Here is a 25,686-nt window from a genome sequence, read left to right as displayed (position 1 = left end):
GGTCTGGCGTCACACCACCCATCGTCTGCAGTACAGGAGGAAGTTGTCATGGCCGGTGAACCACCTATCACTCTGATCGGAAACCTGACAGGTGATCCGGAGCTGCGGTTCACGCCGTCCGGGGCCGCGGTCGCGAACTTCACGATCGCCTCTACTCCGCGGACGCTGGACCGGCAGAGCAACGAGTGGAAAGACGGCGAAACCCTCTTCATCTCGTGTGCCGTGTGGCGGCAGGTGGCCGAGAACGTCGCCGAGTCGCTGACCCGCGGTTCCCGGGTCGTCGTGCACGGGCGCCTGAAGGCGCGCAGCTACGACGACCGCGACGGGAACAAGCGCACCGTGTTCGAGTGTGATGTCGAAGAGATCGGCGCCAGCATGCGCTACGCGACGCTGAAGATCTCGAAGACCTCGCGCTCCGACGGCGGTGGTTTCGGTGGCGGCGGCAACCAGGGTGGCGGTGGCTACCAGGGTGGCGGCGGCCAGGGCGGCAACCAGGGTGGTAACTACGGCGGCGGCCAGGGCGGCGCCCCGCAGAACGACCCCTGGGCGACCCCGCAAGGTGCAGGACAAGGCGGTGGCGGCCAGGCCGCCCCGCAGAACGACCCCTGGGCCAGCCAGGGCGGCGGCTCGATGGAGGAGCCCCCGTTCTGATCGGCCCGCAATTCCGTTAGTGACCATTCCGGCATCCGTGCCGGGCTCTGGAAGTAGGAAGAGAGCACCACAATGGCCAAGATCATTCGGAAGCCGAAGAAGAAGGTCTGCGGCTTCTGCAAGGACAAGGCGACGTACGTCGATTACAAGGACACCGCGCTGCTGCGCAAGTTCATCTCGGACCGCGGCAAGATCCGCGCCCGCCGGGTGACCGGGAACTGCGTGCAGCACCAGCGCGATGTCGCGACCGCTATCAAGAACGCTCGTGAGGTGGCCCTGCTGCCGTACACGAGCACCGCTCGCTGAGGGAGGCGCGGACCATGAAGCTCATCCTGTCTCAGGAGGTCGAGGGCCTCGGGGCTCCCGGCGACATCGTCGAGGTCAAGGACGGCTACGGCCGTAACTACCTGGTCCCGCGCGGCCTGGCCATCGGCTGGACCCGCGGCGCCGAGAAGCAGATCCAGTCGATCAAGCGGGCGCGTGACGCCCGGGCGATCCAGGGCAAGGAGCACGCGAGCGAGGTCAAGAACCAGCTCGAGCAGCTCTCCGTCACCCTGGCCGTCAAGGCCGGCGACACCGGCCGCCTGTTCGGCTCGGTCACCCCGGCCGACATCGCCACGGCGATCAAGTCCGCCGGCGGCCCGCTGGTCGAGAAGCGCGCGATCGCGATCGCGTCGCCGATCAAGACCACCGGCAAGCACCAGGTGGCCGTCCAGCTGCACCCGGAGGTGGCCGCCACGGTCCGCCTCGAGGTCGCGGCCGGCTGATTTCTGCCTGAACGTTCAAGGCCCGCGTTCCCCGATGAGGGGGACGCGGGCCTTGTCGTTGGCCGGCACGGGCCTCAGGTCTGCTTAGGAGCCGGCCACTCGACGGGCTGCGGCTCCAGCACCTGATCACCGGGCGGGTTGACCTTGGGGTACTCGACCGGCTGCGGCTCGACGCTGTCCGCGAGCGCCTGGGCGGGCACCAGAAGCATGCCGAGGGCAAGCACTGCGGCGGTGATCCGCGCCGCGCGGCGCGTTCGCCCGCTCACTTCGCCGGGTCCAATGCGTAGAGAACCGAGTTGTACACGATGAGAGCCCGCTTGCCCGCGACACCCCACGGCCGCGTCGTGCCTTCCTTCATCGGGTACGTGTTCCAGTTCGGCGACACGGCGTACAGCTTGCTGCTGATCGTGCCGTAGAGCATCGATCCGCTGACCGACATGGGATGGAAGCCTGGGAGCCGCCTGGTGTTGCCCTTGGTCAGGGTGAGATTGACGAGGCACTCACCCCAGGCAGCGAACTTGCGGTTCGGGTCGGGGACCCAGTCCCAGCCGTCGGTGTCGCCGTTCCGAACCAATCCGCAGCTCGCGACCACCTTGCCGCTCGCGGTCGAGTGCACCGCGGGGATCGTCTCTTCCGGGTTCTTGGCATTGGTCCACAGGGCCCGGACGTAGTCCGGGCTCGCCGAGACCACCTGGATGATTTGGCCCGCGCCACCTGGCGGCTGCAGATTCACGGTGAGCATCGGCTTGCCCGGTTGCGTCCAGTAGAGCGGGCCGAGGTACTGCGCCATCAGCGTGCGGTCGCCCTCGGCGAGCAGGATCGTGGAGCTTCGCGGCTGATCCGGTGCCGCCTTGAGCTCGCCGCCCGAGATCACCATCGCCCCGGACTCGTCGGACAGCAAGACCAGCGGCGACTTGCCGAAGAACTGCACCTTGGCGCTGTCCGGCAACTCGATCGTCTTCGCCTCGGCGCCGTCGCCTGCCCAGTAGTACAGGGTGGTCGGCGTCGCGATCGCCAGTACCTGCTTGCCGTCGATAGTGGTATAGACCGGGCTCTCGGCGTCCTTGGGAACCTTGTCCTGCCACAGCACCTTGCCGTTGCTGTCGAACACGGCGACCTTCTCGTCCGTCGTCAGGATGGCGACCTCGGTGCCGTCCGGCTTGATCGCCGGCGTGCTGTCCTCCGCGATGTCGACCGTCCAGCTCGCGTGCGTCGAGTAGCCGGTCGGCTGGGTCCTGGGGGCGAACTCGTCCGGGTGCACGTTCGGGCCTGGGAGCTCGGGCAGCTTGGGTGACTCGGTCACCTGCGGCTTGGCGTCGCCGAGCTTGCTGAAGACGGTGATGTACAACGTCGTACCGGCGATCAGGACGACAGCCACCGCCATCGCAAGCACGATCGGCCAGATCGGCTTCTTGCCCTTGCGGGGGTCGGTCTCGATCGCCTCGACCTGGCCGTCCGGGTGGATGACCAGCGGCCAGGAGGCGCCGTCGGCCTCGACGGCGGTCGCCTTCACAGCGCGGCCCAGCTGGGCGGCCTGCTCGCTGACGAGCTGGATCGCGGCCGCTCGCGGATCGTGGTGGTTGACGGGGTGACTACGCCCGGCGATCTTCACCTCGGCGTTGTGGTCGTCGTACAGCCGGATCGTGACCTTCGGCCAGGAGGGGATCTTCTCAGCCACGATGTCCTCTCATTCCCGCCACAGGTCTCCCTCGTTCATCAGGTTCCGGCGTCCTCGTTCTAGCATGTCCCCCGCATGAGGGCATGCCGGGGATTCCGGGCATGCAGAAACCACGCGGGCCGGTCGGCTCGACTGACCCCGACAAGGGGGTAGAAACATCCTCGCCTGTGGATGGGTCACGCAAGTACACCCGGAAAGCGAGAGAATACGGTGGGCAACAGCCTGTGACGGACCGCGAGAGGAGGGGCCATGACGCAGAACCCGTGGACACGAGACCAGTCTCCGGGCCCGCAGCAACAGCCGCCGCCAGGCCCCGGACCTCAGCCGGACATCACCCCGCGGGGGCCGTCCGCGCCCCAGCACGGGGTGCCGGCGCCCGCGGAGGATCAGCGCCTGCCCAAGTTCGCGATTCCGGCGGCCGACACCCTGTGGTGGGTCGGTGTCCACGGCGGCTCCGGCGAGACCACGATGTCGGTTCTGCTGCCGGGGACCCGGGCGTCCAACCATCGGTGGCCGATTCCGCCGCCGCCGGTGCCGACGCCGGTGATTTTGGTTGCCCGGACCCACGGGTCCGGTCTGCGCGCCGCGCAGCGAGCCGCGATCGAGTGGGCCTCGGGTGTCGTCCAGGGTGTCGCCGTGCTCGGCCTGGTGCTGATCGCGGACGCTCCCGGCCGGCTGCCCCGAGTGCTCGACGACTTCGCGGACATCGTCGGCGGAGGTGTTCCGAGAGTCTGGGACATCCCGTGGATCGAGGAGTGGCGCAGAGGGGAGGCTCCCACGCCTGACAACACTCCGGACGAGGTTTTCGAAGTACTTGAATCCATCTACGCTCTTCGCGCGTCAAACCCAGCGGACTACCCCGCCCCTTACTGAAAGGCACCAAGACAATGATGTTGCTTCACCACCTGGTTACCGAGCTTCCGAACGCGCTGCCGATGGAGGCGCCGCCCGTCGAGGTAACCGGCGGCCTGAACAAGGTCCTCGGCTGGGTCAAGTGGATCGCGTACCTGATCTGTGGCCTCGGCATCATCATCGCCGGCGGCATGATGGCGATCGGTCAGCGTCGCGGCGAAGGCGGCGAGCACGCTGCCCGGCTCGGCTGGGTCCTGGCGGCCTGCATCGTGATCGGTGCGGCGACCGCCCTCGTCGACGCCCTGAAGCAGTGACCCGGGCGCACGACGAGCTGCTCGGAGGCTGATCGTAGGTGGGACTGTTCAGCAGGAACACGGACTCCGACGGCGATTCCGACGGCGCGAAGAACAGCTTCCTCGAGGAGCGTGGCTTCATCGCGTCGGCGATCGTCGTCGGAGCAGTGCTGATCTGCCTGGTGGTCTGGTTCATGCTGGGTGGCCGTTCGGACAATCCGACGGCCAACCCGAGCCAGACGCCGAGCACGAGCGCTCCTACCGGACAGCCCACCGAAGAAGAGTCGACCGAGCCGCCCGTGGCGACGCCGACCGCACGGCCGACGTCCACGCGGACGCCGCCGCCACCGCCGAACAGTCGCACCGGCGGCTGCCACGACCCGAACCCGAATCAGGCGATCCCGCGGATCGCCGCACCCACGGCGGTCACCTGGCAGTTCGAAGGCGCGATGCTGATCCCGCTGCAGGTGGCAGCGGGGCCGGCGTCCACCAGTCCGTCGGGCGTGCGCTCCTGCTTCGCGCACTCACCGACCGGCGCGGTGCTCGCGGCGATGGTCCTGCTCGGCCAGCTCCAGAACCAAGCTGTCGGCATCTCCGCACTGAAAGCCCGGGTCGTGCCCGGCCCGGGCCGCGACGCGGCGATCGCTGCGTCCCAGCAGGCGGCCAAGACACCGAAGACCGCGAACGGCGAGGTGCAGTTCGCCGCCTTCAAGGTGCTCGACTATCCGCCGAACGCGACCCGGACGATCATCCAGGTCGTTGCCGATCTCAACAACAAGGCGTACGGCGCGATGCCGGTCACCCTGCGGTGGTACAAGGGCGACTGGTACGTCGAGCTGCAGGAGGACGGCACGCTCAACGGCTCGGTCGAGCCGGACATCCTGTCCAGTCTCAGCGGCTACGTTAGGTTCAGTGGTTCATCATGATTGTCCTCGGATGCTCCGGGTGGCCGTGGGACTGGGACGACTGCTTCAAGGAGGGCCTGCAGGCCGCGATCGAGTGGGCCTTCGGCACCTTCTTCGACTTCATCTTCGAGGCGATCGCCAAGGTCGTCATCGATGCCGTCGACTCGGTCCTGAAGGCCGTCGGCCTGCTCTGGGTCTACATCCCCACCCCGAACATCGCGGAGAACACCCCAGCGCTGTGGGTCCAGGGACACATCCAGTTCATCACGCTGTTCATCGCCGCGCTCGCGGTCATCGTCGGTGCGATCCAGATGGCGATCTCGCACCGTGGTGAGCCGGCTCGCGACATCCTCAAATCGCTGATCACGCTGGTCGTGGTGACGGGCTCCGCGGCGCTTTTCGCGAGCACGCTGATCCAGGCCGCGGACGGGTTCTCGGCCTGGATCGTCGACGAGGCCCTGAAGAAGGACGACCACGCCTACGCGAAGAACCTGCTCGACGTGCTGGACGAACCGTTCGGCTGGTTGCTGGTGATCTTCGTCGGCATCCTGATGGTGATCGCGGCCATCATCCAGCTGGCGCTGATGATCGTCCGTTACGGGATGCTGGTGCTGCTGGTCGGCATGCTTCCGCTGACCGCGGCGGCGACCAACACCGAGATGGGGATGATGTGGTTCAAGCGCGCGCTCGCCTGGCTGGCCTCGTTCATCATCTATAAACCGGTCGCGGCGATCATCTACGCCACCGCGATCAGTCTGATGGGCGAACAGGGAGACGGCGCCTCGAACATCCTCCAGGTCATCATGGGCGTGACGCTGATGATCGTGGCCATCGTCGCGCTGCCGGCCATTCTTCGCTTCGTCTCCCCGAGGACGTCCTGACATGATGCCGCTCTCCGTCCTCGACTGGGCGATCGACCTGATGAAAGACATTCTCGGGGTCGTCCTCGCCCCCATCATGGAAGTGGTGATGAGGTTCGTGTTCAAGCCGATCCTTGATGCGATCGCCTCGGCGGTCGGAACCCTCATGAGCACGATCGCCACCTTCTGGGTCTATGTTCCGACCATCCCGATCGGGAACGAGGGCGATCCGAACACCAGCGGCAAGCCGGCCAGCGGCACGATCAGCTGGGTCTGGGACCACACGCAGTTCATCGCCCTCTTCATCGCCGCCGTCGCGCTGATCGTCGGCGCCATCCAGATGGCCTGGACCCAGCGCGGTGAGTCGGCCCGCGAGCTTCTCCGCTCGCTGATCACGCTCGCCGTTGCCACGGCGTTCTCGATCGCCGTCGCGCAGGCGCTGATCAGCGCCGGCGACATGTTCTCGAGCTGCATCGTCAGCACCGCACTGGAAACGAACTCGAGCGACGGCAGTTGGGTCACCGGTTGCCAGAACATAGGCTCGGGCGACGCGACAGCGTTCGGTACGACGATGGCGACGGTGCTCGGCTTCGGTGCGGTCGCCGCCCTCGCCGGTTCACCGCTGCTGATCGGCATCATGATCGCGGTCGGAATCCTCTGCGTGCTCGCCAGCCTGATCCAGATCGTGCTGATGGTCGTCCGCAGCGCCATGCTGATCCTGCTGGTCGGCGTCCTGCCGATCGCGGCCGCCGCGACGAACACCGAGATGGGCCGGAACTGGTTCAAACGGATCATCTCCTGGCTGCTCGCCTTCATCCTGTACAAACCGGTGGCGGCGATCATCTACGCGACGGCGATCCGGCTGGTCTCGAACAACGGCGACCTGCACTTCGACATCACCGACCCGGAGAACATCGGCAGCCTGGTGATGAACGTGGTCACCGGTCTCACGATGCTGGTGCTCGCGCTGTTCGCGATGCCCGCGCTGATGCGCTTCATCGTGCCGATGGTCGGGGCGACGGCAGGGGCGGCCGGCGCCGGCATGCTGGCGGCCAAGATGGTCGGGGCCGACAAGGTCGGTGACATGGTGAGCAAAGGCGCCGAACAAGGGTCGGACGACGGCGGCGGTGGCGGCGGCGACGGTCCGTCCGGTGCACAGAACGTCGGACGGGCGTCGCAGCATGCCCCGAGCGGGGGCGGTGGCGCGACAGGTGGAGCCGAAGGCGCCGCGGCCGGTGGCGAGGGTGCGGCGGCCGGCGGTGCCAGCGGGGCGGCCGGTGGTGCGGCGGGCGGTGCCGCGGGCGGTGCCGGCGCTGGTGCGGCGGCCGGTGGTGCCGCAGCCACCGGGGTGGGCATCCCGGTCGCAGCCGCGATCGTCGCAGTCAAGATGGGCAAGGCGGCTGCGGACGGTGCCAAGGAGGTCGGCAACGAGGCCATGGGAGACGGCGGCGAGTCAGGCGCCCAAAGCAGCGGCGGCGGTGGCGGGGGCGATGACGGCGGCGGCCCCAGCGGCAGCAGCGGTGGCCGCGACCCGAACCGCGAGCGAGACCGTGCCCGCGACTACCGTGACGACGACCGAAACAACCAACCACCCCCACCACCACCGGACGGACCAAGTGGCAGCGGCTGAGAACGTACGACGCGCACCTCGCACCTACGGCAACTGGCGGAGGCCCGCGTCCGCGGGCATCGCCGGTCTGGGCATGCTCGGCACCGGCATCATGATGGGCGGCCTGCTGCTGGTCGTCATCGCAACGATGGCGGGCGGCATCAAGGCCGCGCTCGTCACCTTGCTGATTGTGGGCGCGGCGCTCGGGCTGCTGATCACGAAGGACAAGCACGGGTACTCCACGCTGCAACGGCTCTCGACCCACATTGGATGGCAACGAGCAAAGATGGCTAAGCACAACGTTTACCGCTCCGGCCCGCTCGGCCGGACCGCCTGGGGCAAGTTCCAGCTTCCGGGTCTCGCCGCAGCCTCCCAGCTGAGCGAGTACCAGGACTCGTACGGGCGGCCGTTCGCGCTGCTCTACTACCCGAGCACCCGGCACTTCACCGTCGTGATCAACGCCGAGCCCGACGGCGCCTCGCTCGTCGACGAGGAGCAGGTGGACATCTGGGTGGCGCACTGGGGCCAGTGGCTGGCCTCGCTCGGCCACGAGCCGGGCATCGTCGCCGCGTCGGTGACCGTGGAGAGCGCGCCCGACACCGGCATCCGGCTGCGCCGCGAGGTCGGCAACAACATGGTGGACGGTACGCCGGCGATCGCCCGGGCCATGCTGACCGAGGTCGTGCAGACGTACCCGGAGGGCTCCGCGCTGGTCTCGGCCCGGGTCGCGCTGACCTTCAAGGGCACGGACCGGAGCGGCAAGCGGCGCAAGGAAGAGGACATGGGCCGCGAGCTCGCGGCCCGGCTGCCCGCGCTGACCCAGAGCCTGAACGCGACCGGTGCGGGCGCCGCTCGTCCGGTCAGCGCGCAGGAGCTGTGCGAGGCGATCCGGATCGCGTACGACCCGGCGTCCGCCTCCCTGATCGACGAGGCACGCGGCCAGGGCATGCCGCCCGAGCTGCAGTGGACCGATGTCGGCCCGGCCGCCACCCAGGCGTTCTGGGACAAGTACCGGCACGACTCGGCCTGGTCCGTGACCTGGCAGATGTCGCAGGCTCCTCGTGGCGAGGTGTTCTCGTCGGTGCTCTCGCAGTTGGTCGCGCCGCACCCCGACATCGACCGCAAGCGCGTGACGCTGCTCTACCGCCCACTCGACGCCGGTACGGCGGCCCGGATGGTGGAGGCGGACAAGCGCAACGCGTCGTTCCGCGCCACGGCGTCCGCCCGGCCGTCCGCGCGCAACCTGGCGGAGGCACGGGCCGCTGACCGTTCCGCGCAGGAGGAGGCGCGGGGCGCCGGCCTGGTCAACTTCGGCATGGCCGTCACCGGCACCGTGATGACTGCCGAGCAGATCCCGGACATGATCGCCGCGATCGACAACCTCGGCGCCACCGCACGTGTTCTGCTCCGGCCGGTGTACGGCTCGCAGGACTCCGCGTTCGTCGCCGCGCTGCCGCTGGGAATCGTCGTACAGAATCACCTCGCGGTACCGGCGGGGCTGCGGGAATCTCTATGATGAGACTTCGCACAGTGACATCTGGGGGGTCACAGTGAGCAAGAAGCAGAAGAAGCCGGTCGACCCGAGCCGCCGCGGCCGGCGGCCGATGCCCCGTGGCTGGCCCGGTATGGGTGGCGGCTACTCGACGTACCTGCAGGCTCCGCAGGAATGGCGCGGTACGACGGTCCAGGTCTGCGGAATGTGGCCGTTCTCGGCCGGCACCGGCAGCCCGATGGTCGGCGTACCGATCGGCCGGAACATCCTCTCCGGCGCGACCATGTGCTGCGACCCGATCAGCTGGTTCATGCGGGCCAAGCTGATCTCGAACCCGTCGATGTTCGTGCTCGGCAAGCCGGGTCTGGGCAAGTCGACGATCACCCGGCGGATGGCGCTCGGCATGGCCGGGTACGGCGTGATGCCACTGGTGCTCGGTGACCTGAAGCCGGACTACAAGGACCTCATCGAGGCCCTCGGCGGTCAGGTCATCCAGCTCGGCCGCGGTCGTGGTCACCTGAACGTGCTCGACCCGGGCGAGTCCCGGGAGGCCGCGCTCCGGCTGACCGGCAAGGCCCGCGAGGCGATCCAGGCCGACGCGCACGGCCGCCGGCAGACGATGGTCTCGGCGCTGATCGCGATCATGCGTAACCAGAACCCGAACGACCGCGAGGAGACCATCCTCGACGAGGCGCTCAAGGTCCTCGACGAGCGGTTCCAAGGGACGCCGGTGCTCAAAGACCTGCTCCAGGTCGTCCAGGACGCCCCGGACCGGGTCCGCAACGTCGCCCTGGACCGCGGCAGCCTGGACCGCTACCGGCAGATCACCGAGGGCCTGGAAGCATCGCTGATCGGTCTGGTCGGCGGCGGACGGCTGGGTGAGATCTTCTCCGCGCCGACCGACAACCCGATCCAGATGGACCGCCCGGTGGTGTTCGACGTGTCCAACGTCGACGACTCCGAGACCAGCCTGCAGGCCGCCGTACTGCTGGCCTGCTGGTCGTACGGGTTCGGCGCGGTCGCGGTCTCGCAGGCGCTTGCGGACGCCGGACTGGAGCCGCGGCGGCACTACTTCGTCATCCTGGACGAGCTGTGGCGGGTGCTGCGGGCCGGCAGCGGTCTGGTCGACCGCGTCGACGCGCTGACCCGTCTGAACCGGCAGCGCGGTGTCGGCATGGCGATGATCTCGCACACCATGTCCGACCTGCTCGCACTGCCGAACCCCGAGGACCGGATGAAGGCGAAGGGTTTCGTCGAGCGGTCCGGCATGGTCATCTGCGGGGGTCTGCCGCGCGCCGAGATGGAAAACCTGACCGAGGTCGTGTCGATGTCCATGGAGGAGCAGAACATGCTCGTCGGCTGGCAGGACCCGCCCGCCTGGGACCCGTCCACCGGCAAAGAGGCCGCGCCTCCGGGCCGAGGCAACTTCCTGATCAAGGTCGGTGGCCGCCCGGGCATCCCGGTGCACGTCGGCCTCACCTCGGTCGAGCGCGAGATCAACGACACCAACAAGCTGTGGACGACGGCTGCCGACGGCAAGCCCCAGAAGGTCGAGGTCGCGCCGGACGGCACCGAGCAGGTCGTCGGTGAGTACAGCCTGGACGACCCGATGTTGCTGCCGCCGCCCGATCCGAGCACGCGCGTGGGGAGCTGACGAAGCATGGCGCAGGGCAGGAAGAGCACCGGCCCGGGTGGCATCTCACCCGAGGCCGTCCTCATCTTCGTGATCATCGGCGTGGTCGCGCTGGTGGTCTTCTCGATGTGGGGCGCGCTGAAGATCGCGTCCGCGATCAACGGCTCGCGGACGCCGGGGAACCCGTTCGACGCGATCGTCGACCTGTCGAAGGGAAACCTGGAGTGGTCCGGCGCGGCCACCGGCATCCTGGTCGTCGAGATCGTGGTGCTGCTCGGCCTGGCCGGCGGCGGGTGGATGCTGTTCCGGAACCGGGAGCGCTCGATCGGCCGGGTCGACCGGCAGGCGCAGCTGATGTCGAAGCGGTCCGAGATCTACAAGCTCACCCGCGAAGGCGCGCAGGAGAAGGCGAACCAGCTCGGCGCCGGGCACGCGGGTCCGGGCATCCTGATCGGCCGGACGGTCCGGGACAACGTCGAGGTCTTCGGCAACTGGGAAGACATGCACGTCGACATCTGGGGTCCCCGAACCGGTAAGACCACGTCGCGCGCGGTGCCGGCGATCCTGGACGCGCCCGGCTGCGTCGTCGCCACCTCGAACAAGCGGGACATCGTCGACGCGACCCGCGGGCCGCGGTCGGAGAAGGGCCCGCTGTGGGTGTTCGACCCGCAGGAGGTCTGCGAGGAGCCGCCGAACTGGTGGTGGAACCCGCTGACCTACATCACCGACGAGACCAAGGCGCGTGAGCTGGCCGAGCACTTCGTCGCCTCGCAGCGCCAGGTCGGTGCCCAGACCGACGCGTTCTTCGACGCCGCCGGTACGGACCTGCTGGCCGGCCTGCTGCTCGCGGCCGCGGTCGCCAAGCGGCCGATCACGCAGGTCTACAGCTGGCTGGCCGACCAGCGGAACGACGAGCCAGAGCGGATCCTGCGCAACACCCCCGGTCTGCAGCTGTCCGCAGACGCCCTGTCCGGTGTCATCAACGCGCCGGACAAGCAGCGCGCCGGTGTCTACGGCACGGCGCAGCAGAGCGCCCAGTTCCTGGTCAACCGCAAGGTCACCCGCTGGGTGATCCCGAACGGCCCGAACGACAACCGGCCGCAGTTCAACCCGCACGAGTTCGTCCGCCAGGGCGGCACGCTGTACAGCCTCTCCAAGGAGGGCGCCGGTACGGCGGGGCCGCTGGTCACCGCGCTGACCGTCGCCGTCGTGGAGGCCGCCGAGCAGTACGCCCGCGGTTGCCCGATGGGGCGGATGCCCAGCCCGCTGGTCGGCGTACTCGACGAGGCCGCCAACGTGTGCCGGTGGAAGAACCTCCCCGACCTGTACTCGCACTTCGGGTCCCGCGGCATCGTGCTGATGACGATCCTGCAGTCCTGGGCGCAGGGCCAGGAGTGCTGGGGCGACCACGGCATGCAGAAGCTCTGGGGCTCGGCCAACATCCGGGTGTACGGCGGTGGCGCGGCCGACGCGTCCTTCCTGGAGAACCTGAGCAAGATGATCGGCGACTACGACATCAGCTCGAACTCGGTGTCCTACAACGAGGGCAAGCGCGGTACCAGCCAGCAGGTCCAGCGGCACAACATCATGGAGGTCTCCGACCTCGCCTCGATGCCGCCCGGGCGCGCGGTCGTGTTCCCGTCGGGTATCCCGGCCACGCTGGTGAAGACGGTGCCGTGGTTCACCCGGCCGGACGCCGGTGCGGTGAAGGCGTCGCTGGCGAAGTACGATCCGGGAGCGGCTGCGAACGTGCCGGTGAGCAACAACCCGTGGGTTGCCTCCCAGCAGGCAGCGATGCCGCAGCGTGGCCCGGACCGCCCGGTCTGGGAGCAGAACGAGGGAGACAACCGCGGTGGATGGTGAGCAGGAGCTGTTCTACCCGCACGTCGCGGCGTTCGTGGAAGACCGGCTCATCTACCTCTACACGCGCCGGCTCGGGCAGCAGTTCATCTGGTGCCCCGAGTGGTACCGGCACGCGGAGGCACTGAGCCGGCTGGACTCGATCTGGCGTGCGTGGGAGCACCTGCGACTGGACCCGGCGACCGGTATGTCGGTCTGGTGGCGTGACCACGCGGACCCGCACATGATGTCGCTCCTGGACCCGGACGGCCCGTTCGCGGCCTGCCGGAACAACCAGCACACCGACTACCCGATCCCGCCGCTCCCGGTGCAGGAGCCGCCGGCCGGCCTCTTCTTCGACCAGCGGCAGCCGAACATCCGCGGGATCTAGGAATGTGGAAGTGGGGAAACCTGCTCCTGGCGTTCCTCGTCGAGCTGGTTGCCCTAGGCATCTTCGCCTACTGGGGTTGGCGCACAGGCAGTACGACGCTTGTGCGCTGGCTGCTCGCGGTGGCGCTGCCATTGGCCACCGCGATCGTATGGGGCCTGTTCGCGGCACCGACCGCAACGCACACGACTCCGGCACTGGGTTGGACCGTGAAGGTCCTCGTGTTCGGCCTGGCGGGCGCCGCCCTGTGGAGCCTGGGGCACCCGCGGCTCGGTGTCGGGTTCGTCGTGCTGGTCGCGGCGAACCTGGCAATCATCCACACCCAGAACCTGCAGCCCTAGTCAGCGCTCCCGGGGCTTGTCGATACTGAGGTCGGGCGTGCCGGCGCGACTCGGGCTCGGCTTCACGACCTTGCCCTGCTTGTCCCGGACCTGTCCGTGTCCACGCACATGCAGGCGTTCCTGGGGGAGCTGAGCCTCGGGCGTGTCCTCCGGCGGGTTGCGGACGGCCTCGCTCGGGTTCGGCTGCGCCTCGCGGCGGTGCTCCCGCGCGGAGGCGGCGTACTCCCGGGAGATGTCGTCGTCGGCGACGGCCTTGCGTTCCTCGATGGTCGCGGAGTTCTGGAACCGACGGCCTTCAGCGACCAGCCCGGCCGATCCGACCTCGTCGCGGTGCGCCGCTGCCTCGTCCAGCTCGTGTCGACCGTGTGCCCGGTCGCTGATACCACGCTGTACGTCGTTCGTGTCCAACTGCCGGTACCGATCGCGGCCTTCCTCGTCGGCGTACGCGAGCTGCATCGCCCGAGTGGTCTCAGCGGTGGCGTCGAGCAACTCCTCGCGGCTGCGGCGCTCATCGAGCACCTGCTGATCCTTGGCGGCACGCTCGTCGAGCTTCTCCGCGCGGGCCTCCGCGTCTTCGTCCAGCCGGGCCTGCTCGTCCTCCGCTTCCTGGCGTTCGGCTTTCTCCTCGGCCAGGTCGTGGATCGGATTCTTGTCGGCCTGGGTCCGTGCACGGGCGGCCCGCCGCTCACTCGCGGCCTCGGTGTCGTCGTCGCCCTGCTCCCGCTGGTCGGGTACGAGCTCGACGGACTGGTCGTCGTCGGTGTCGGGCATGCCGCTCCTTTCCTTCTGTTCCACGATGCCGCACCGCAGGGTCAGCGAGTAGCCCCGGTGACCAGCCAGCCGTCGCGGCGCTCACGCGTGGTCAAGGTGAGGAATCGCAGCAGCATGTACCCGCCGAACGCCCACCACAGCGCCACGATCCCACCGCCGAGCCAGAGCACAGCCAGCGCCAGCGGGACGTACAGCACGAGCGCGACGATCCCGGCCGCTGCGAGGTACCGTCCGTCCCCGGCGCCGATGAGCACACCGTCCAGCACGAACACGACCCCGTTGATCGGCTGCCACAGCGCGGACACGATCAGGATGGCGGCGAGCGTACGACGTACCTCGGGGTCGGTGGTGAACCACGGGACGTAGACGTCACGCAGTCCCCAGAGCGCGAGGCCGCCGATCAACCCGGAGAACAGGCCCCACCACATCATCCGGCGGGTGATCGCGCGGGTCCCCGCGACGTCGCCGGCGCCCAGCGCGCGACCGGTCAGCGCCTGCGCGGCGATCGCGATGGCGTCCAGAGCGAGCGCGAGGAACGACCACAGCGTGAAGGCGACCTGGTGGGCCGCGACGGACGTCGTACCTAGGGCCGTGGCGACGAACGTGAGCAGGATGATCGCCGCGCGAAGCGTCAGCGTGCGGACGACGAGCGGCACGCCCATCTGCGCGGAGGCCAGGATCCCGGGACGATCTGGGCGGAGCTTGGCGCCGTCGCGGCGGGCGCCACGGACCACCACCACGACCAGTGCGACACCGGCGCCGGTCTGCGCGAGCGCCGTACCCAGAGCGGAGCCCGCGATGTCCAGACGGAGGCCGTACACGAGCAGGACGTTCAGCCCGATGTTGGCGAGGTTGGCGGTGATCGCGACGACCATCGGGGTCTTCGTGTCCTGCAGACCCCGCAGTACGCCGGTGGCGGCGAGCAGGAGCAGCATCGACGGGATGCCGAAGCAGGAGATCCGCAGGTACGTCACCGCGTGGTCGGCCACCTCCGGCGACGGGTCGAACGCCGCGATGGCCTGCGGCGCGAGCGCCAGCCCGAGGAGCGCGAGTACGACGCCCAGCAGCAACGCCAGCCAGAGTCCGTCGATGCCCTGGGCAAGCGCGCCCTTGTGGTCGCCGGCGCCGATCCGGCGAGCGACCGCGGACGTTGTGCCGTATGCGAGGAAGACGCAGATGCCGACGAGGGTCTGCAGGATGGTGCCGGCGACGCCGAGTGCGGCGAGCTGCGGGGTGCCCAGGTGTCCGACGATCGCGGAGTCCGCGAGCAGCATCAGCGGCTCGGACACCAGGGCGAAGAACGCCGGGACGGCGAGCCGGAGGATCTCCCGGTCCGGTTCGCGCACCCATCGTCGACCTCTCACCGGAGCGAGGTTACCCACGACGCGCGGGCGCGTCGGAAATTGGTCTCAGACTTTTTCTTCTCCACAGTTGTGAACTAGAGAAACCGCAGGTCACGGGCCTGTTGTGGATTCTTGTCCGCAGATATCCACAGGGTTGTGCCCAACCTGTGCACACCCCTTCCGGGGGTTATCCACGGATCGTCCACAGGGGGTGTGGACGATCGAGTGGCCATCGGCCTCGCGACCGGCGTACGGTCGCGAGGCCTGTCGCCGAAGACTGTCGGTGGGCCTGGCTATGGTTCGAGCAGGTGTTCGAAACCGGCCGGCGGTGGCTGGTGTAGCGGGCGGACGAGGAGGTCGGACGAAGTGAGCGTGGCGGAGTTCCGCGGGGGCCAGGACGGCGGCCACGAAGAGCGGCGTCCGGAGATGGGCTTCGACCGCACCCCTCCCCAGGATCTCGCGGCCGAGCAGTGTGTGCTCGGCGCGATGATGCTGAGCAAGGATGCGATCGCCGACGTGATCGAGAATCTGCGCAGCACGGACTTCTACCGGCCGGCGCACGAGGCTGTTTTCGACGCGATCACCGACCTGTATGCGCGGGGTGAGCCGGCCGACGCGATCACGGTCGCGGCCGAGCTGAACAAGCGCGGCGAGATGACCCGGATCGGCGGCGCGCCGTATGTGCACACCCTGGTCGCGTCCGTCCCGCTCGCGGCCAACGCCAGCTACTACGCGCACATCGTCCGGGAGAAGGCGATCCTGCGCCGCCTGGTCGAGGCCGGCACGAAGATCGTCCAGCTCGGGTACGCCGGTGAGGGCGAGGTCGACGACGTCGTCGACGAGGCGCAGGCGGAGATCTACTCGGTCACCGAGAAGCGCACCGCCGAGGACTACGCGCCGCTGAAGGACATCATGGAGGGCGCCCTCGACGAGATCGAGGCGATCGACTCCCGCGGTGACGCGATGGTCGGCGTACCGACCGGGTTCACCGACCTGGACGAGCTGACCAACGGCCTGCACCCCGGCCAGATGATCATCGTCGCCGCCCGTCCCGCGATGGGGAAGGCGCTCGCGCTGGACACCCCGCTGCCGACGCCGGCCGGCTGGACCACGATGGCCGAGGTCGCGGTCGGCGACCAACTGCTGGACGCCGACGGGCTGCCGACCACGGTGGTCGCGGCGACCGAGGTGATGGTGGACCGGCCGTGCTTCCGGCTGTCGTTCTCCGACGGCAGCACGATCGTCGCCGACGCCGAGCACCAGTGGCGCGTCGAGGACGGCGGCCGCCCGGTGGTCTGCACGACCGCCGACCTGTACACGGCGATGTCGGCGAGTCCCGGGCTGACACCGCCGATCCCCGGGTCGGCGCCGCGGCAGATCACCGGGCACGGCTTCCCGGCCGCGCTGCACGGCGAGGGCGAGCGGCGGCTCGAGTGGGTCGACCCGGTCGACAGCGTGCCGGTCCGGTGCGTCGAGGTCGACAACGCCGAGCACCTGTACCTGGCCGGCAAGACGATGATCCCGACCCACAACTCCACCCTCGGCCTGGACTTCGCCCGGTCCTGCTCGATCAAGCACGGCCTGACCTCGTGCATCTTCTCGCTGGAGATGAGCCGCAACGAGATCACCATGCGACTGCTGTCGGCGGAGGCGAAGGTCCCGCTGCACCACATGCGCAACGGCAAGATGACCGACGAGGACTGGGCCCGCCTGGCCCGCAAGATGGGCGAGGTCTCCGAGGCCCCGCTGTTCATCGACGACTCGCCGAACCTGACGATGATGGAGATCCGCGCCAAGGCCCGCCGCCTGAAACAGCGCCACGACCTCAAACTGATCGTCATCGACTACCTCCAGCTGATGACGTCGGGCAAGAAGGTCGAGTCCCGCCAGCTGGAAGTCTCCGAGTTCTCCCGCTCCATCAAGCTCCTCGCCAAGGAACTGGAGCTCCCGGTAGTAGCCATCTGCCAGCTGAACCGAGGCTCCGAACAACGCTCCGACAAACGCCCCATGGCCTCCGACCTCCGCGAATCGGGCTGCTTGACCGCGGATACCCGGCTGATGCGGGCTGATACCGGTGCGGAGATCTCGCTAGGTGAGCTGCTCGCCACGGATGCGCGTGACATTCCGGTCTGGTCGCTCGACGACCGGCTGAAGCTGGTGCCGCGCACGTTGACGCACGCCTTCCCGAGTGGGGTGAAGGAGGCGTTCCGGGTAAAGCTGGCGTCCGGCCGGGAGATCAAGGCCACCGCGAACCATCCGTTCCTGACCTACGACGGATGGAAGCCGCTGGGTGAGCTGTCACCGGGTGCTCGCGTGGGTTCGCTCCGGCACGTTCCGGCTCCGCTCGAGGTCAAGCCGTGGGACGAGGACGAGATCACCCTGCTCGCTCACCTGCTGGGCGACGGCTCGTTCGTGAAGCGACAGCCGATCCGGTACGCGAGTATCGACGAGGCAAACCTGACCGCAGTGGCCGAGGCGGCTCACCGGCGCTTCGGCATCAACGCCATCCGCGACGAGTACGCCGCCGCCCGGGTGACCACGCTTCGCCTGCCCGCGCCGTACCGGCTCTCTCGTGGCAAGCGGAACCCGATTGCCGCCTGGCTCGACGGCCTCGGCCTGTTCGGCTTGCGCAGCCACGAGAAGTTCGTGCCTGACGGTGTGTTCGGCCTCCCGAAGGAACAGGTGGCGCAGTTCATCCGCCACCTGTGGGCCACGGACGGCTCGGTCCGCTGGGACGAGAAGACTGGCCAGGCGCGCATCTACTACGCCAGCACCAGCCGCCGTCTGGTCGACGACCTGGCTCGCCTGCTCCTCCGCCACAACATCTTCAGCCGCATCAAGACGGCGAAGAAGGCGGGCTACCGCGACAGCTATCACCTGCACATCTACGGTGCTGAGAACCAGTTGCGGTTCTGCGATGGCATCGGCGTACACGGCATGCGTGGTTTGAAGGCGCTGGAGGTCGCGACGGCTCTGCGGGACATCAAGTCGAACACCAACCTGGACACGGTTCCGCAGGAGGTCTGGTCGCACGTTCGCGAGGTGCTTGCCGACCGCAACGTCACACACCGCGAGTTCGCGGCTGCCATGGGCAACCAGTTCTCCGGCTCGACGATGTGGAAACACGCCCCGAGCCGGCAACGTCTCGCCAAGGTCGCGGACATCCTCGACGACGCCGACCTCGAGGTCCTCGCCACCAACGACATCTTCTGGGACACCATCACCTCGGTCGAAAGCCTCGGCGACCGAGAGGTGTACGACGCAACAGTCCTAGGAACCCACAACTTCGTGGCAAACGGAGTCGCCCTGCATAACAGTCTTGAGCAGGACGCCGACGTCGTGATCCTGCTGCATCGGGAGGATGCGTACGAGCGGGAGTCGACCCGGCCCGGTGAGGCGGACTTTATTGTGGCCAAGCACCGGAACGGGCCGACTGCGGATGTGGTGGTGGCGTTTCAGGGGCACTACTCACGGTTTGTGGACATGGCCCACGACGGGTGAGTGGGTCAGAAGCGCTGGATCGCGACGAAGACTGACAGGGCGAGGAGTACGGCGTTCACCGCGACGCTGGAGTACTCGGCGCGGCGGGCGTGGGTGATGATGGCGCCGATCATGACGGCGGCCAAGCCGATGGCTGCGGTGGGGACGAGCCAGGTGGCGAGGTCGAAGGCGCGGGGGAGGATCAGGCCCGCGGCGCCGGCGATCTCCGCGACGCCGATGACCTTGATCAGTTCGATCGGGAACGGGGCCGTCCAGCCCATCCGCGGATTGCCGGCCAGCGACGCCTTCGTGGCCGGCACCTTCATGACGCCGGACAGCAGGAACAGCGCTGCGAGCAGCCCGGAGACGATCCAGACGACGACGTTCATGCCGCCACCGGCTGACCGACGCGGACCTGCTTGAGGGCGGCCGCCCACGACTCGAGCTGGTCGAACAGGGTGCTCGCCTGGTCGGCGTACTGCGGTCCGGGCCGGAAGTCGGAGAAGTTCTCGAAGTCGGTGAAGAGCGAGAACGACAACTGCTGACGTACGTCGGCGATCTGGAGCTCCGCGCTGATGGCGCGCAGATGCTCGATCGCGCGCGCCCCGCCGAGCGACCCGTACGACACGAACGCAGCGGCCTTGTTGTTCCACTCGCCGTACAGGTAGTCGATCGCGTTCTTCAGCACGGCGGACGTGGAGTGGTTGTACTCCGGCGTGACGAAGACGAACCCGTCGTACGCCGCGATCGTCGAGGCCCAGGCTTTCGTGTGCTCACCGGCGTACTGCCCGGCCGACGGCGGGATCGCCTCGTCCAGGTGCGGCAGCGGGTAGTCGAGCAGGTCGATCAACTCGTAGGTCGCGTCGGTCCGGCGCTCGGCCTGGGTCAGCACCCAGTCGGCCACGGCCTTCCCGTTCCGTCCGGGGCGGGTGCTGCCGAGGATGATCGCGATCTTCAGGTCGCTCATGGCGACGGCTCCTTCAGAGGGGTTGACTTGAATGTTCATGTCATCAGCTACGATAGGGCGATTGACATGAACGTTCAAGTCATTGCCTCGGTGGCTATGCTGCAGGCATGGGGAAGGAGACTGCCGAGCCGCGCTGGCTGACAGCCGACGAGTTGGAGACCTGGAAGACCCTGCAGCTCGTCATGGCTCTGCTGACGGGGGAGCTGGGCGAGCAGTTGCAGCGCGACTCCAACCTGAGCTTTCTGGAGTACTACGTCCTCGCCGGCCTCTCCGATCAACCCGATCACACGATGCGCCTGAGTCACCTCGCGGTTCTGGCCAACTCCGAGCTCTCCCGGCTCTCCCACCTGATCCGCCGCCTCGAGAACCGCGGCCTGGTACGGCGTGAGCCCGACCCCGACGATGGGCGGTTCACCAACGCGATCCTCACGTGCGACGGCTACGCGGAGCTCGAGAAGGCCGCGCCAGGACATGTCGAACTGGTCCGAAAATTGGTCTTCGATCCGCTGACCGAGACCGACCGCCGTGCTCTGCACAAGGCGATGGCGAAGCTGCTCCCGGGACTGCTCGGCGACTGCTAGCGGTTCTTCCAGCGGTCCGCGGAGATCGACTCCTGGGCGAGCAGGCGCAGCGAGGCGATCAGGGTTTCGCCGAGGATGGTGCCGATGACAACGGATTCGGCCAGCTGGTCGCGGGTGGGGTTCGCGGTGACGGCTTCGATCTCGAGTCGGGTGAAGCGTTCGACCGCGTCGGCGTAGGTATCGAGGTGGGCGACCAGGTTGTCCTGGCCGAGACTGCGGAGCGCGGCGACCGTCTCGATCAGCGTCGCGAGGGCGGGGGCCTTGGGTTCGACGGACCACCCGCGGTCTGCGATCAGGCTCGTGACCTGCGCGGTGGCGGCGGCGCGGGCGTCGTCGGTGGCGGACAGGCGGCGGGTCGGAGTGAGAGCGCGGTGGGCACGGCCGATCTGTTCGTGCAACGGTTCGGTGTTCGCGTCGAGTGACTCGAGGATCTCCTTCACCGTGGCGACCGGGACCTGTGCGAGTTCGATCAGTGCGCGGATCAGCCGGAGCCGGCGGACGTGGGTGTCGCCGTACGACGCCTGGTTGGGGCTGCTGAGTTCGCCGGCGGGTAGCAGGCCTTCGCGGAGGTAGTACTTGATCGTCGGCACCGGGACGCCGGTGGCCTTGCTGAGTTCCCCGATTCGCATCGCTTGCCTTCCTGTTGTCCGTGATGGATAGTATCAGTATCCATAAGCGGATACCTGAACTATCCATAAGGAGGCGAGTCGGATGATCCCGCTCGTACTGATCCTGGGCACCGTCGGCTTCCGGGCCCTGGGCGCGCTCGGCGTCCGGCGGTTCACGACCTGGCCGGTCGCCGCGGCGCACGCGATGGCCGTGATGCTCGTGCTGACCGCGAGCGCACACTTCGTCCCGGCGAGCGTGACGGTGATGCCCAACCACGCCGACATGGTGCGGATGGTCCCGCCGTTCCTGCCGTACGCCGACGCGCTCGTCTACCTCACCGGCGTACTCGAACTGCTCGGCGCCGCCGGCCTGGTGATCGCCCGGACCCGGAAGCCGGCCGGATACGCGCTGGCCGCGCTCTTCGTCGGACTGCTGCCGGCCAACATCCACGCCGCCGTCGCGGACGTGCCGTTCGCGGGTGGTGAGGCGACCCCGCTCTGGCAGCGCATCCCCGAACAGCTCCTGTACCTCGCCGTTGCCCTCTGGGTAGCGCGGACAGCAACCACCACCACCGTCAAAGAGAGCGTGTACGCATGACCGAGACGTCCCGCATCATCGCCGGCGTCATCCTGCTCACCGTCGTGACGATCGAGTTCGGCGGCTATTTCATGACCAAGATCGTCCGCGGCCAGGTCCCGATGACCGGGTTCCAGAAGTCGTTCGCGCGCGCCGGCCACGCGCACGCCGGCGTCCTCGTGATCTTCAGCCTGGTCGGACTGCTGTACGTCGACCAGACCGGTCTGACCGGCTTCTGGTTGTGGGTCGGCCGGCTCGGGCTCCCGGTCGCCGCGATCCTGATGTCCGGCGGCTTCTTCGCCTCGTCCGCCGGCAAGGACCGCACCACGCCGAACCAGTTCCTGTGGATCCTCTGGCTCGGCGCGCTGTCACTGGCGGTCGGCGTACTGACCCTCGGCATCGGCCTGATTGTTGCCTAATCCGGCGAACGCCTGTGCGAGGCGTTCGCCGGCTGAGGTGATGAGTGCGGCGGTCTCCGGGGTCGCCTGGTCGACGGTGAACGGCCCGAGGTGCGCGATCGCGGCTACCTGGGTCAGCAGCAGGGCGGGGGTGTCTGCGCTGAAGCGGACCTTGCACGATGAAGGGCTGAGCGGTTCGACGATGCCGCGGACGACGCCTTCGAAGGTCGAGGTCACGTCGACCGACGACGCCTCGACCGTCAAAACCACCGTGTGCTCGTACTGCGCCGACACGAACGACTCGAGCAGGTACGAGGGCCCGTCCAGCACCCGGGGCGTGAAGCGGTGCAACACAGGAGTCACGGAAGCGATCCGGTCGACGCGGAAGATCCGCCAGTCGTCGCGCTCGGGGTCGAACGCGAGCAGGTACCACCGCCACGACAACGTCAGCAGCTGATGCGGCTCCACCCGGCGTCGCGTCGTACCGCGCTGACGGCCGTGGTAGTCGAAGGCAACGATCTCGTGGTTCCGGCAGCAGCGCGCGAGTACGGCGAGAACTCCTGGATCGACCTGCGGTACGCCGGGTCGCGGGATCGCCTCCGCTACCGAACCCACTGCCGCGAGCTGGGGTCGGAGACGCACGGGCAGCACCTGCTCCAGCTTGGCCAGCGCACTCATCGAGCTCTCCGCCATCCCGCTTACACCGCCGCCGGCCGCGCCGACCAGCCCGAGCGCGACGGCGATCGCCTCCTCGTCGTCCAGCTGCAGCGGTGGCAGGTGCGTCCCGGAGCCGAGTCGGTATCCGCCCGCGGTGCCGGTCGTCCCGGTCACCGGGTAGTCGAGGGACCGGAGCCGTTCGACATCCCGCCGTACCGTGCGCTCGGTGACGCCGAGCCGGTCGGCGAGCTCGTGACCGGACCACTCGCGCCGGCTCTGCAGCAGCGACAACAGCCGCAGCATCCGGCCAGGCATCTCCTTGCGAGCACTCATCCACAAATCATGCCTTGAGGACAACATGTGTCCGCAAGGGTGTCTAGCGTGATCTGCATGATGTTGACGACGACTAGTACGGGGTACGACGAGGCGCGGCTCGGGTTCCAGCGGCGGGACTCGCATCGGCCGGCGGCGATCTTTCCGGTGACGAGTACGGCCGAGGTCGAGGAGGCGGTGCGGTACGCGATCGATCACGACCTGCGGATCGCAGTCCAGGCATCCGGGCACGGTCTGACGCAGGGGATGGACGGCGGCGTGCTGATCGCGACCGGTGGGTTCAACGGCGTGACGATCGACGCGGAGGCCAAGACGGCGTGGATCGAGGCGGGCGCGACGTGGCGGAATGTGCTCGACGCGACCGCGCCGTACGGTCTCGCTCCGCTCTCCGGCAGCGCACCCGGCGTCGGCGCGATCTCGTACACGCTCGGCGGTGGGCTCGGGCTGATGGCACGACGGTTCGGGTACGCCGCGGATCACGTCCGCCGGATCGAGGTGGTGACCGCGGACGGCGTACGACGCAACGCTGAGGAGGACCCTGACTTGTTCTGGGCGCTGCGCGGCGGTGGCGGGAACTTCGGGGCCGTGACGGGGATCGAGATCGACCTCTTCGACGTACCGAGGCTGTACGGCGGCAGCCTGTACTTCGATCTCGCCGAGCACCCGACGGTGCCCGAGGCATGGCGGGAGTGGACCAGGTCCGTGCCGGAGGAGGTGACGTCGGCGATCGCGATCCTGCCGATACCGAACATCCCGCAGGTGCCGACGCCGTTGCGCGGCAAATACATCGGGCAGGTGCAGCTCGCGATCCTCGGCGACCGCGGCGAGGAGCTGATCGAACCGCTCCGAGCGATCGGCAAGCCGGTCCTCGACACCGTGGGGGAGCTGCCGTACGTCGACTCCGGGCAGATCTTCGCGGAGCCGGAACACCCCGACAGCTACAGCTCCCGCAACATGCTGCTGAAGGACCTCGACGCGCTCGAAACGCTGCCCGAGCTCGCCGGTCCGGGCGCCTCGAGGATGCATGTGATCGGCATCCGGCACCTCGGCGGCGCACTAGCCCGGCAGCCGGAGATCCCGAACGCGGTCGGTCACCGCGATGCGGCGTACTCGCTGACCGTCCTCACCCCGGGCAAGGGTGACGCGGGCCGAGAGGTGCTCGAACCCTGGGCCCCGTCAACCGTTGGCCGCGCCCTCAACTTCTCCTTCGCGAAGCTCACCGACGAAGAGGTCGCCGAGGCGTACGACGACTACGAGCGGCTCGTCGCCCTCAGGCGCCGCTACGACCCGACCCGTCGGCTGCACGCGAACCACCAGCTCTAGCGAGCAGCTCCTCGACCAGAGCGCCTTTTCCTGAAACGTAGGCGGTGCGGTCGGTGGTGAGCAGGTGCGCCAGCTCGCGTTTGCGGGCCGCGTACCGCTCGCGATCGGCCGCGTCCGCGCGCAGGTGATCCCGCAGCACCACATGGTCGAGATGGGCCTTGTTGCCTTCAACAACGACGTATAGATGGTGGTAGTGGACCGCGTCGGGCGGCAGCGTGAACGCCTGCCGGCCCGGGATCCCTTGGTCGCCTTCGTGGCGATAACCGGCTTCCGTGAGCCGTCCGATCACCTGCGGCACCAGCTCGGGAGACGGGACGACGATGTCGACGTCGATGATCGGCTTCGCCGCCAGACCGGGTACGGCGGTGCTGCCGACGTGCTCGACCACAAAGCCGGTGACGTACGGCGTGAGTCGCGCGCGGATCTCCTCGAACCAGAGCGGCCACCGCGGGTCGTAGTCCACAACCTCGGCGGGAACGATCACAGGGCTGCCGTCACATCAATCTCGACGAGTTGACCGGTGAAGCCGAGCTGTGCGACGCCGAGCAGCGTGCTCGCGGTCGTGAAGGCCGGCGCGAGTGGTGACTCGTTGAGCTGTGTCCACACTGCGCCCAACTCGTCGCGGTCCGAGCTGGCCACGTAGATCACCGTGCGTACGACGTTTTCCGGCGTAGCGCCCGCCGACTTCAGCGCGCTGAGAATGTTCGCGATCACCTGCGCCGTCTGCCCTTGGAGACCGCCCGGTGCCAACTCACCGGACGCCTGCAACGGGCACTGCCCGGCCAGGTAGACCAAGGTGTCCGCCTGCACTCGCGTCACGTGGTGATACCCAGGCGTCGCATGCAGTCCGTCGGGGTTGCTCCGCTCGATCGTCACGCCTCGACCCAACGCGATCCCTCAGCTCCGGGTCAACAGATTTAGCACGTACCGCTTCTGCCACGGCGTCTCCACCGCGCGCTTGTCGTACTGCCGGCGTACATAGTCGACCGCCTGATCCGCGGGCAGCCCGTCCAGTACGGCGAGACACGCGAGCGCCGTCCCGGTCCGCCCCCGACCGCCGCTGCAGGCGAACTCGACCCGCCCGGTCCCGGTGCGCTCCAATGCCTCGCGAAAGGTCGTCAACGCCTGCGCGCGATCCACGGGCAGCCGGAAGTCCGGCCACTTGATCCAGTGCGTCTCCCACGGCACGTCCGGCGGCGGCTCCTTGCCGAGCAGATACACGCCGTACGTCGGAAACGGCTCTGCCGCCGGGCCGTGCCGCAGACCGCGTCCGCGGACGAGCCGACCCGACGGCAGCTCCATCACTCCTGGTGCGTCTTTGATCCAAAGGCCCACAGGGC

Annotated in this window: 29 protein-coding genes; 18 read left to right on the top strand and 11 right to left on the bottom strand. The window is 68.4% G+C overall.

What is annotated here, in order from left to right:
* Window positions 1-48 precede the first annotated feature (48 nt).
* The 3 genes from ACLJOO_RS10725 to rplI all read left to right on the top strand — a co-directional run bounded on the left by ACLJOO_RS10725 (window position 49) and on the right by rplI (window position 1,418).
* Window positions 49-651, top strand: a complete 603-nt coding sequence (locus ACLJOO_RS10725) for a single-stranded DNA-binding protein (protein ID WP_410786730.1) — start codon at window positions 49-51, stop codon at window positions 649-651.
* Between the two features lie 72 nt (window positions 652-723).
* Window positions 724-957, top strand: a complete 234-nt coding sequence (gene rpsR, locus ACLJOO_RS10720; protein ID WP_012924539.1) for a 30S ribosomal protein S18 — start codon at window positions 724-726, stop codon at window positions 955-957.
* A gap of 14 nt (window positions 958-971) precedes the next feature.
* Window positions 972-1,418: a 50S ribosomal protein L9 gene (gene rplI, locus ACLJOO_RS10715; RefSeq protein ID WP_133784000.1), complete on the top strand. Its 447-nt coding sequence runs from the start codon at window positions 972-974 to the stop codon at window positions 1,416-1,418.
* Window positions 1,419-1,492: 74 nt separating this feature from the next.
* On the opposite strand, the gene ACLJOO_RS10710 is transcribed toward rplI, so the two are convergent.
* On the bottom strand, window positions 1,493-1,684 hold the full coding sequence (locus ACLJOO_RS10710) for a hypothetical protein (protein ID WP_410786729.1): 192 nt from the start codon (window positions 1,682-1,684) through the stop codon (window positions 1,493-1,495).
* Entirely contained in the window at window positions 1,681-3,096 is a 1,416-nt protein-coding gene (locus ACLJOO_RS10705; protein ID WP_410786728.1) for a hypothetical protein, read from the bottom strand. Before ACLJOO_RS10705 ends, ACLJOO_RS10710 begins: the two co-directional genes overlap by 4 nt.
* A gap of 249 nt (window positions 3,097-3,345) precedes the next feature.
* Between ACLJOO_RS10705 and ACLJOO_RS10700 the strand changes: the two genes are divergently transcribed.
* The 10 genes from ACLJOO_RS10700 to ACLJOO_RS10655 are packed head-to-tail and all read left to right on the top strand — an operon-like array spanning window position 3,346 to window position 13,308.
* Window positions 3,346-3,969: a DUF6668 family protein gene (locus tag ACLJOO_RS10700; protein ID WP_410786727.1), complete on the top strand. Its 624-nt coding sequence runs from the start codon at window positions 3,346-3,348 to the stop codon at window positions 3,967-3,969.
* A gap of 14 nt (window positions 3,970-3,983) precedes the next feature.
* Window positions 3,984-4,262, top strand: a complete 279-nt coding sequence (locus ACLJOO_RS10695; RefSeq protein WP_410786726.1) for a TrbC/VirB2 family protein — start codon at window positions 3,984-3,986, stop codon at window positions 4,260-4,262.
* Between the two features lie 38 nt (window positions 4,263-4,300).
* Window positions 4,301-5,167 carry a hypothetical protein gene (locus ACLJOO_RS10690; RefSeq protein ID WP_410786725.1) on the top strand — a complete coding sequence of 289 codons (867 nt, stop codon included), beginning with the start codon at window positions 4,301-4,303 and terminating at the stop codon, window positions 5,165-5,167.
* Window positions 5,164-6,027 (top strand): hypothetical protein, encoded by an 864-nt coding sequence (locus ACLJOO_RS10685; RefSeq protein WP_410786724.1) that lies wholly within the window; start codon window positions 5,164-5,166, stop codon window positions 6,025-6,027. The genes ACLJOO_RS10690 and ACLJOO_RS10685 overlap by 4 nt, the downstream gene beginning before the upstream one ends.
* A gap of 1 nt (window position 6,028) precedes the next feature.
* Window positions 6,029-7,636 carry a hypothetical protein gene (locus tag ACLJOO_RS10680; RefSeq protein WP_410786723.1) on the top strand — a complete coding sequence of 536 codons (1,608 nt, stop codon included), beginning with the start codon at window positions 6,029-6,031 and terminating at the stop codon, window positions 7,634-7,636.
* On the top strand, window positions 7,623-9,131 hold the full coding sequence (locus tag ACLJOO_RS10675) for an SCO6880 family protein (RefSeq protein WP_410786722.1): 1,509 nt from the start codon (window positions 7,623-7,625) through the stop codon (window positions 9,129-9,131). Before ACLJOO_RS10680 ends, ACLJOO_RS10675 begins: the two co-directional genes overlap by 14 nt.
* A gap of 34 nt (window positions 9,132-9,165) precedes the next feature.
* A complete protein-coding gene (locus tag ACLJOO_RS10670) occupies window positions 9,166-10,761 on the top strand; it encodes an ATP/GTP-binding protein (protein ID WP_410786721.1) in 1,596 nt (531 codons plus the stop codon).
* Between the two features lie 6 nt (window positions 10,762-10,767).
* Complete coding sequence (locus tag ACLJOO_RS10665) at window positions 10,768-12,603, top strand: type IV secretory system conjugative DNA transfer family protein (protein WP_410786720.1); 1,836 nt, start codon at window positions 10,768-10,770, stop codon at window positions 12,601-12,603.
* On the top strand, window positions 12,593-12,970 hold the full coding sequence (locus tag ACLJOO_RS10660; RefSeq protein ID WP_130386388.1) for a DUF4913 domain-containing protein: 378 nt from the start codon (window positions 12,593-12,595) through the stop codon (window positions 12,968-12,970). Before ACLJOO_RS10665 ends, ACLJOO_RS10660 begins: the two co-directional genes overlap by 11 nt.
* 2 nt (window positions 12,971-12,972) lie before the next feature.
* Window positions 12,973-13,308 carry a YrdB family protein gene (locus tag ACLJOO_RS10655; RefSeq protein WP_410786719.1) on the top strand — a complete coding sequence of 112 codons (336 nt, stop codon included), beginning with the start codon at window positions 12,973-12,975 and terminating at the stop codon, window positions 13,306-13,308.
* On the opposite strand, the gene ACLJOO_RS10650 is transcribed toward ACLJOO_RS10655, so the two are convergent.
* Entirely contained in the window at window positions 13,309-14,079 is a 771-nt protein-coding gene (locus tag ACLJOO_RS10650) for a hypothetical protein (RefSeq protein WP_410786718.1), read from the bottom strand.
* Between the two features lie 41 nt (window positions 14,080-14,120).
* Entirely contained in the window at window positions 14,121-15,443 is a 1,323-nt protein-coding gene (locus ACLJOO_RS10645; protein ID WP_410786717.1) for an MATE family efflux transporter, read from the bottom strand.
* Between the two features lie 345 nt (window positions 15,444-15,788).
* On the opposite strand from ACLJOO_RS10645, the gene ACLJOO_RS10640 reads away from it, so the two are divergent.
* A complete protein-coding gene (locus ACLJOO_RS10640; protein ID WP_410786716.1) occupies window positions 15,789-18,923 on the top strand; it encodes a replicative DNA helicase in 3,135 nt (1,044 codons plus the stop codon).
* Window positions 18,924-18,928: 5 nt separating this feature from the next.
* Here the strand turns inward: ACLJOO_RS10640 and ACLJOO_RS10635 are convergent, their stop codons facing one another.
* Both ACLJOO_RS10635 and ACLJOO_RS10630 read right to left on the bottom strand, forming a co-directional pair.
* Window positions 18,929-19,291: a DoxX family protein gene (locus ACLJOO_RS10635; RefSeq protein ID WP_410786715.1), complete on the bottom strand. Its 363-nt coding sequence runs from the start codon at window positions 19,289-19,291 to the stop codon at window positions 18,929-18,931.
* Window positions 19,288-19,869 carry an NADPH-dependent FMN reductase gene (locus tag ACLJOO_RS10630; RefSeq protein ID WP_410786714.1) on the bottom strand — a complete coding sequence of 194 codons (582 nt, stop codon included), beginning with the start codon at window positions 19,867-19,869 and terminating at the stop codon, window positions 19,288-19,290. The genes ACLJOO_RS10635 and ACLJOO_RS10630 overlap by 4 nt, the downstream gene beginning before the upstream one ends.
* Window positions 19,870-19,976: 107 nt before the next feature.
* On the opposite strand from ACLJOO_RS10630, the gene ACLJOO_RS10625 reads away from it, so the two are divergent.
* The gene (locus ACLJOO_RS10625) at window positions 19,977-20,450 is read left to right on the top strand and encodes a MarR family winged helix-turn-helix transcriptional regulator (RefSeq protein ID WP_410786713.1); all 474 of its coding nucleotides are present in this window, start codon (window positions 19,977-19,979) and stop codon (window positions 20,448-20,450) included.
* Here the strand turns inward: ACLJOO_RS10625 and ACLJOO_RS10620 are convergent.
* Window positions 20,447-21,079, bottom strand: coding sequence for a MerR family transcriptional regulator (locus tag ACLJOO_RS10620; protein WP_410786712.1), 633 nt, complete (start codon window positions 21,077-21,079; stop codon window positions 20,447-20,449). The two genes, ACLJOO_RS10625 and ACLJOO_RS10620, sit on opposite strands and share 4 nt — an antisense overlap.
* Before the next feature lie 82 nt (window positions 21,080-21,161).
* Between ACLJOO_RS10620 and ACLJOO_RS10615 the strand changes: the two genes are divergently transcribed.
* Both ACLJOO_RS10615 and ACLJOO_RS10610 read left to right on the top strand, forming a co-directional pair.
* Window positions 21,162-21,656 carry a hypothetical protein gene (locus ACLJOO_RS10615; protein ID WP_410786711.1) on the top strand — a complete coding sequence of 165 codons (495 nt, stop codon included), beginning with the start codon at window positions 21,162-21,164 and terminating at the stop codon, window positions 21,654-21,656.
* Window positions 21,653-22,054, top strand: coding sequence for a hypothetical protein (locus tag ACLJOO_RS10610; protein WP_410786710.1), 402 nt, complete (start codon window positions 21,653-21,655; stop codon window positions 22,052-22,054). Before ACLJOO_RS10615 ends, ACLJOO_RS10610 begins: the two co-directional genes overlap by 4 nt.
* Here ACLJOO_RS10610 and ACLJOO_RS10605 read toward each other — a convergent pair.
* Entirely contained in the window at window positions 22,004-23,023 is a 1,020-nt protein-coding gene (locus ACLJOO_RS10605) for a helix-turn-helix transcriptional regulator (protein ID WP_410786709.1), read from the bottom strand. The two genes, ACLJOO_RS10610 and ACLJOO_RS10605, sit on opposite strands and share 51 nt — an antisense overlap.
* Before the next feature lie 57 nt (window positions 23,024-23,080).
* Between ACLJOO_RS10605 and ACLJOO_RS10600 the strand changes: the two genes are divergently transcribed.
* On the top strand, window positions 23,081-24,346 hold the full coding sequence (locus ACLJOO_RS10600) for an FAD-binding oxidoreductase (RefSeq protein WP_410786708.1): 1,266 nt from the start codon (window positions 23,081-23,083) through the stop codon (window positions 24,344-24,346).
* Here ACLJOO_RS10600 and ACLJOO_RS10595 read toward each other — a convergent pair.
* Genes ACLJOO_RS10595 through ACLJOO_RS10585 form a run of 3 tightly spaced genes read right to left on the bottom strand, consistent with a single transcriptional unit; the run spans window position 24,294 to window position 25,681 of the window.
* Window positions 24,294-24,830: a GrpB family protein gene (locus ACLJOO_RS10595; RefSeq protein ID WP_410786707.1), complete on the bottom strand. Its 537-nt coding sequence runs from the start codon at window positions 24,828-24,830 to the stop codon at window positions 24,294-24,296. The genes ACLJOO_RS10600 and ACLJOO_RS10595 overlap by 53 nt on opposite strands.
* Complete coding sequence (locus ACLJOO_RS10590) at window positions 24,827-25,222, bottom strand: RidA family protein (protein WP_410786706.1); 396 nt, start codon at window positions 25,220-25,222, stop codon at window positions 24,827-24,829. The genes ACLJOO_RS10595 and ACLJOO_RS10590 overlap by 4 nt, the downstream gene beginning before the upstream one ends.
* A 21-nt stretch (window positions 25,223-25,243) precedes the next feature.
* The gene (locus ACLJOO_RS10585; RefSeq protein ID WP_410786705.1) at window positions 25,244-25,681 is read right to left on the bottom strand and encodes a protein-tyrosine phosphatase family protein; all 438 of its coding nucleotides are present in this window, start codon (window positions 25,679-25,681) and stop codon (window positions 25,244-25,246) included.
* Window positions 25,682-25,686: the final 5 nt, after the last annotated feature.

It is taken from the genome of Kribbella sp. C-35 (assembly GCF_046549195.1).
Lineage (GTDB): Bacteria > Actinomycetota > Actinomycetes > Propionibacteriales > Kribbellaceae > Kribbella.
This window is presented reverse-complemented; position numbering and strand designations above follow the sequence as displayed.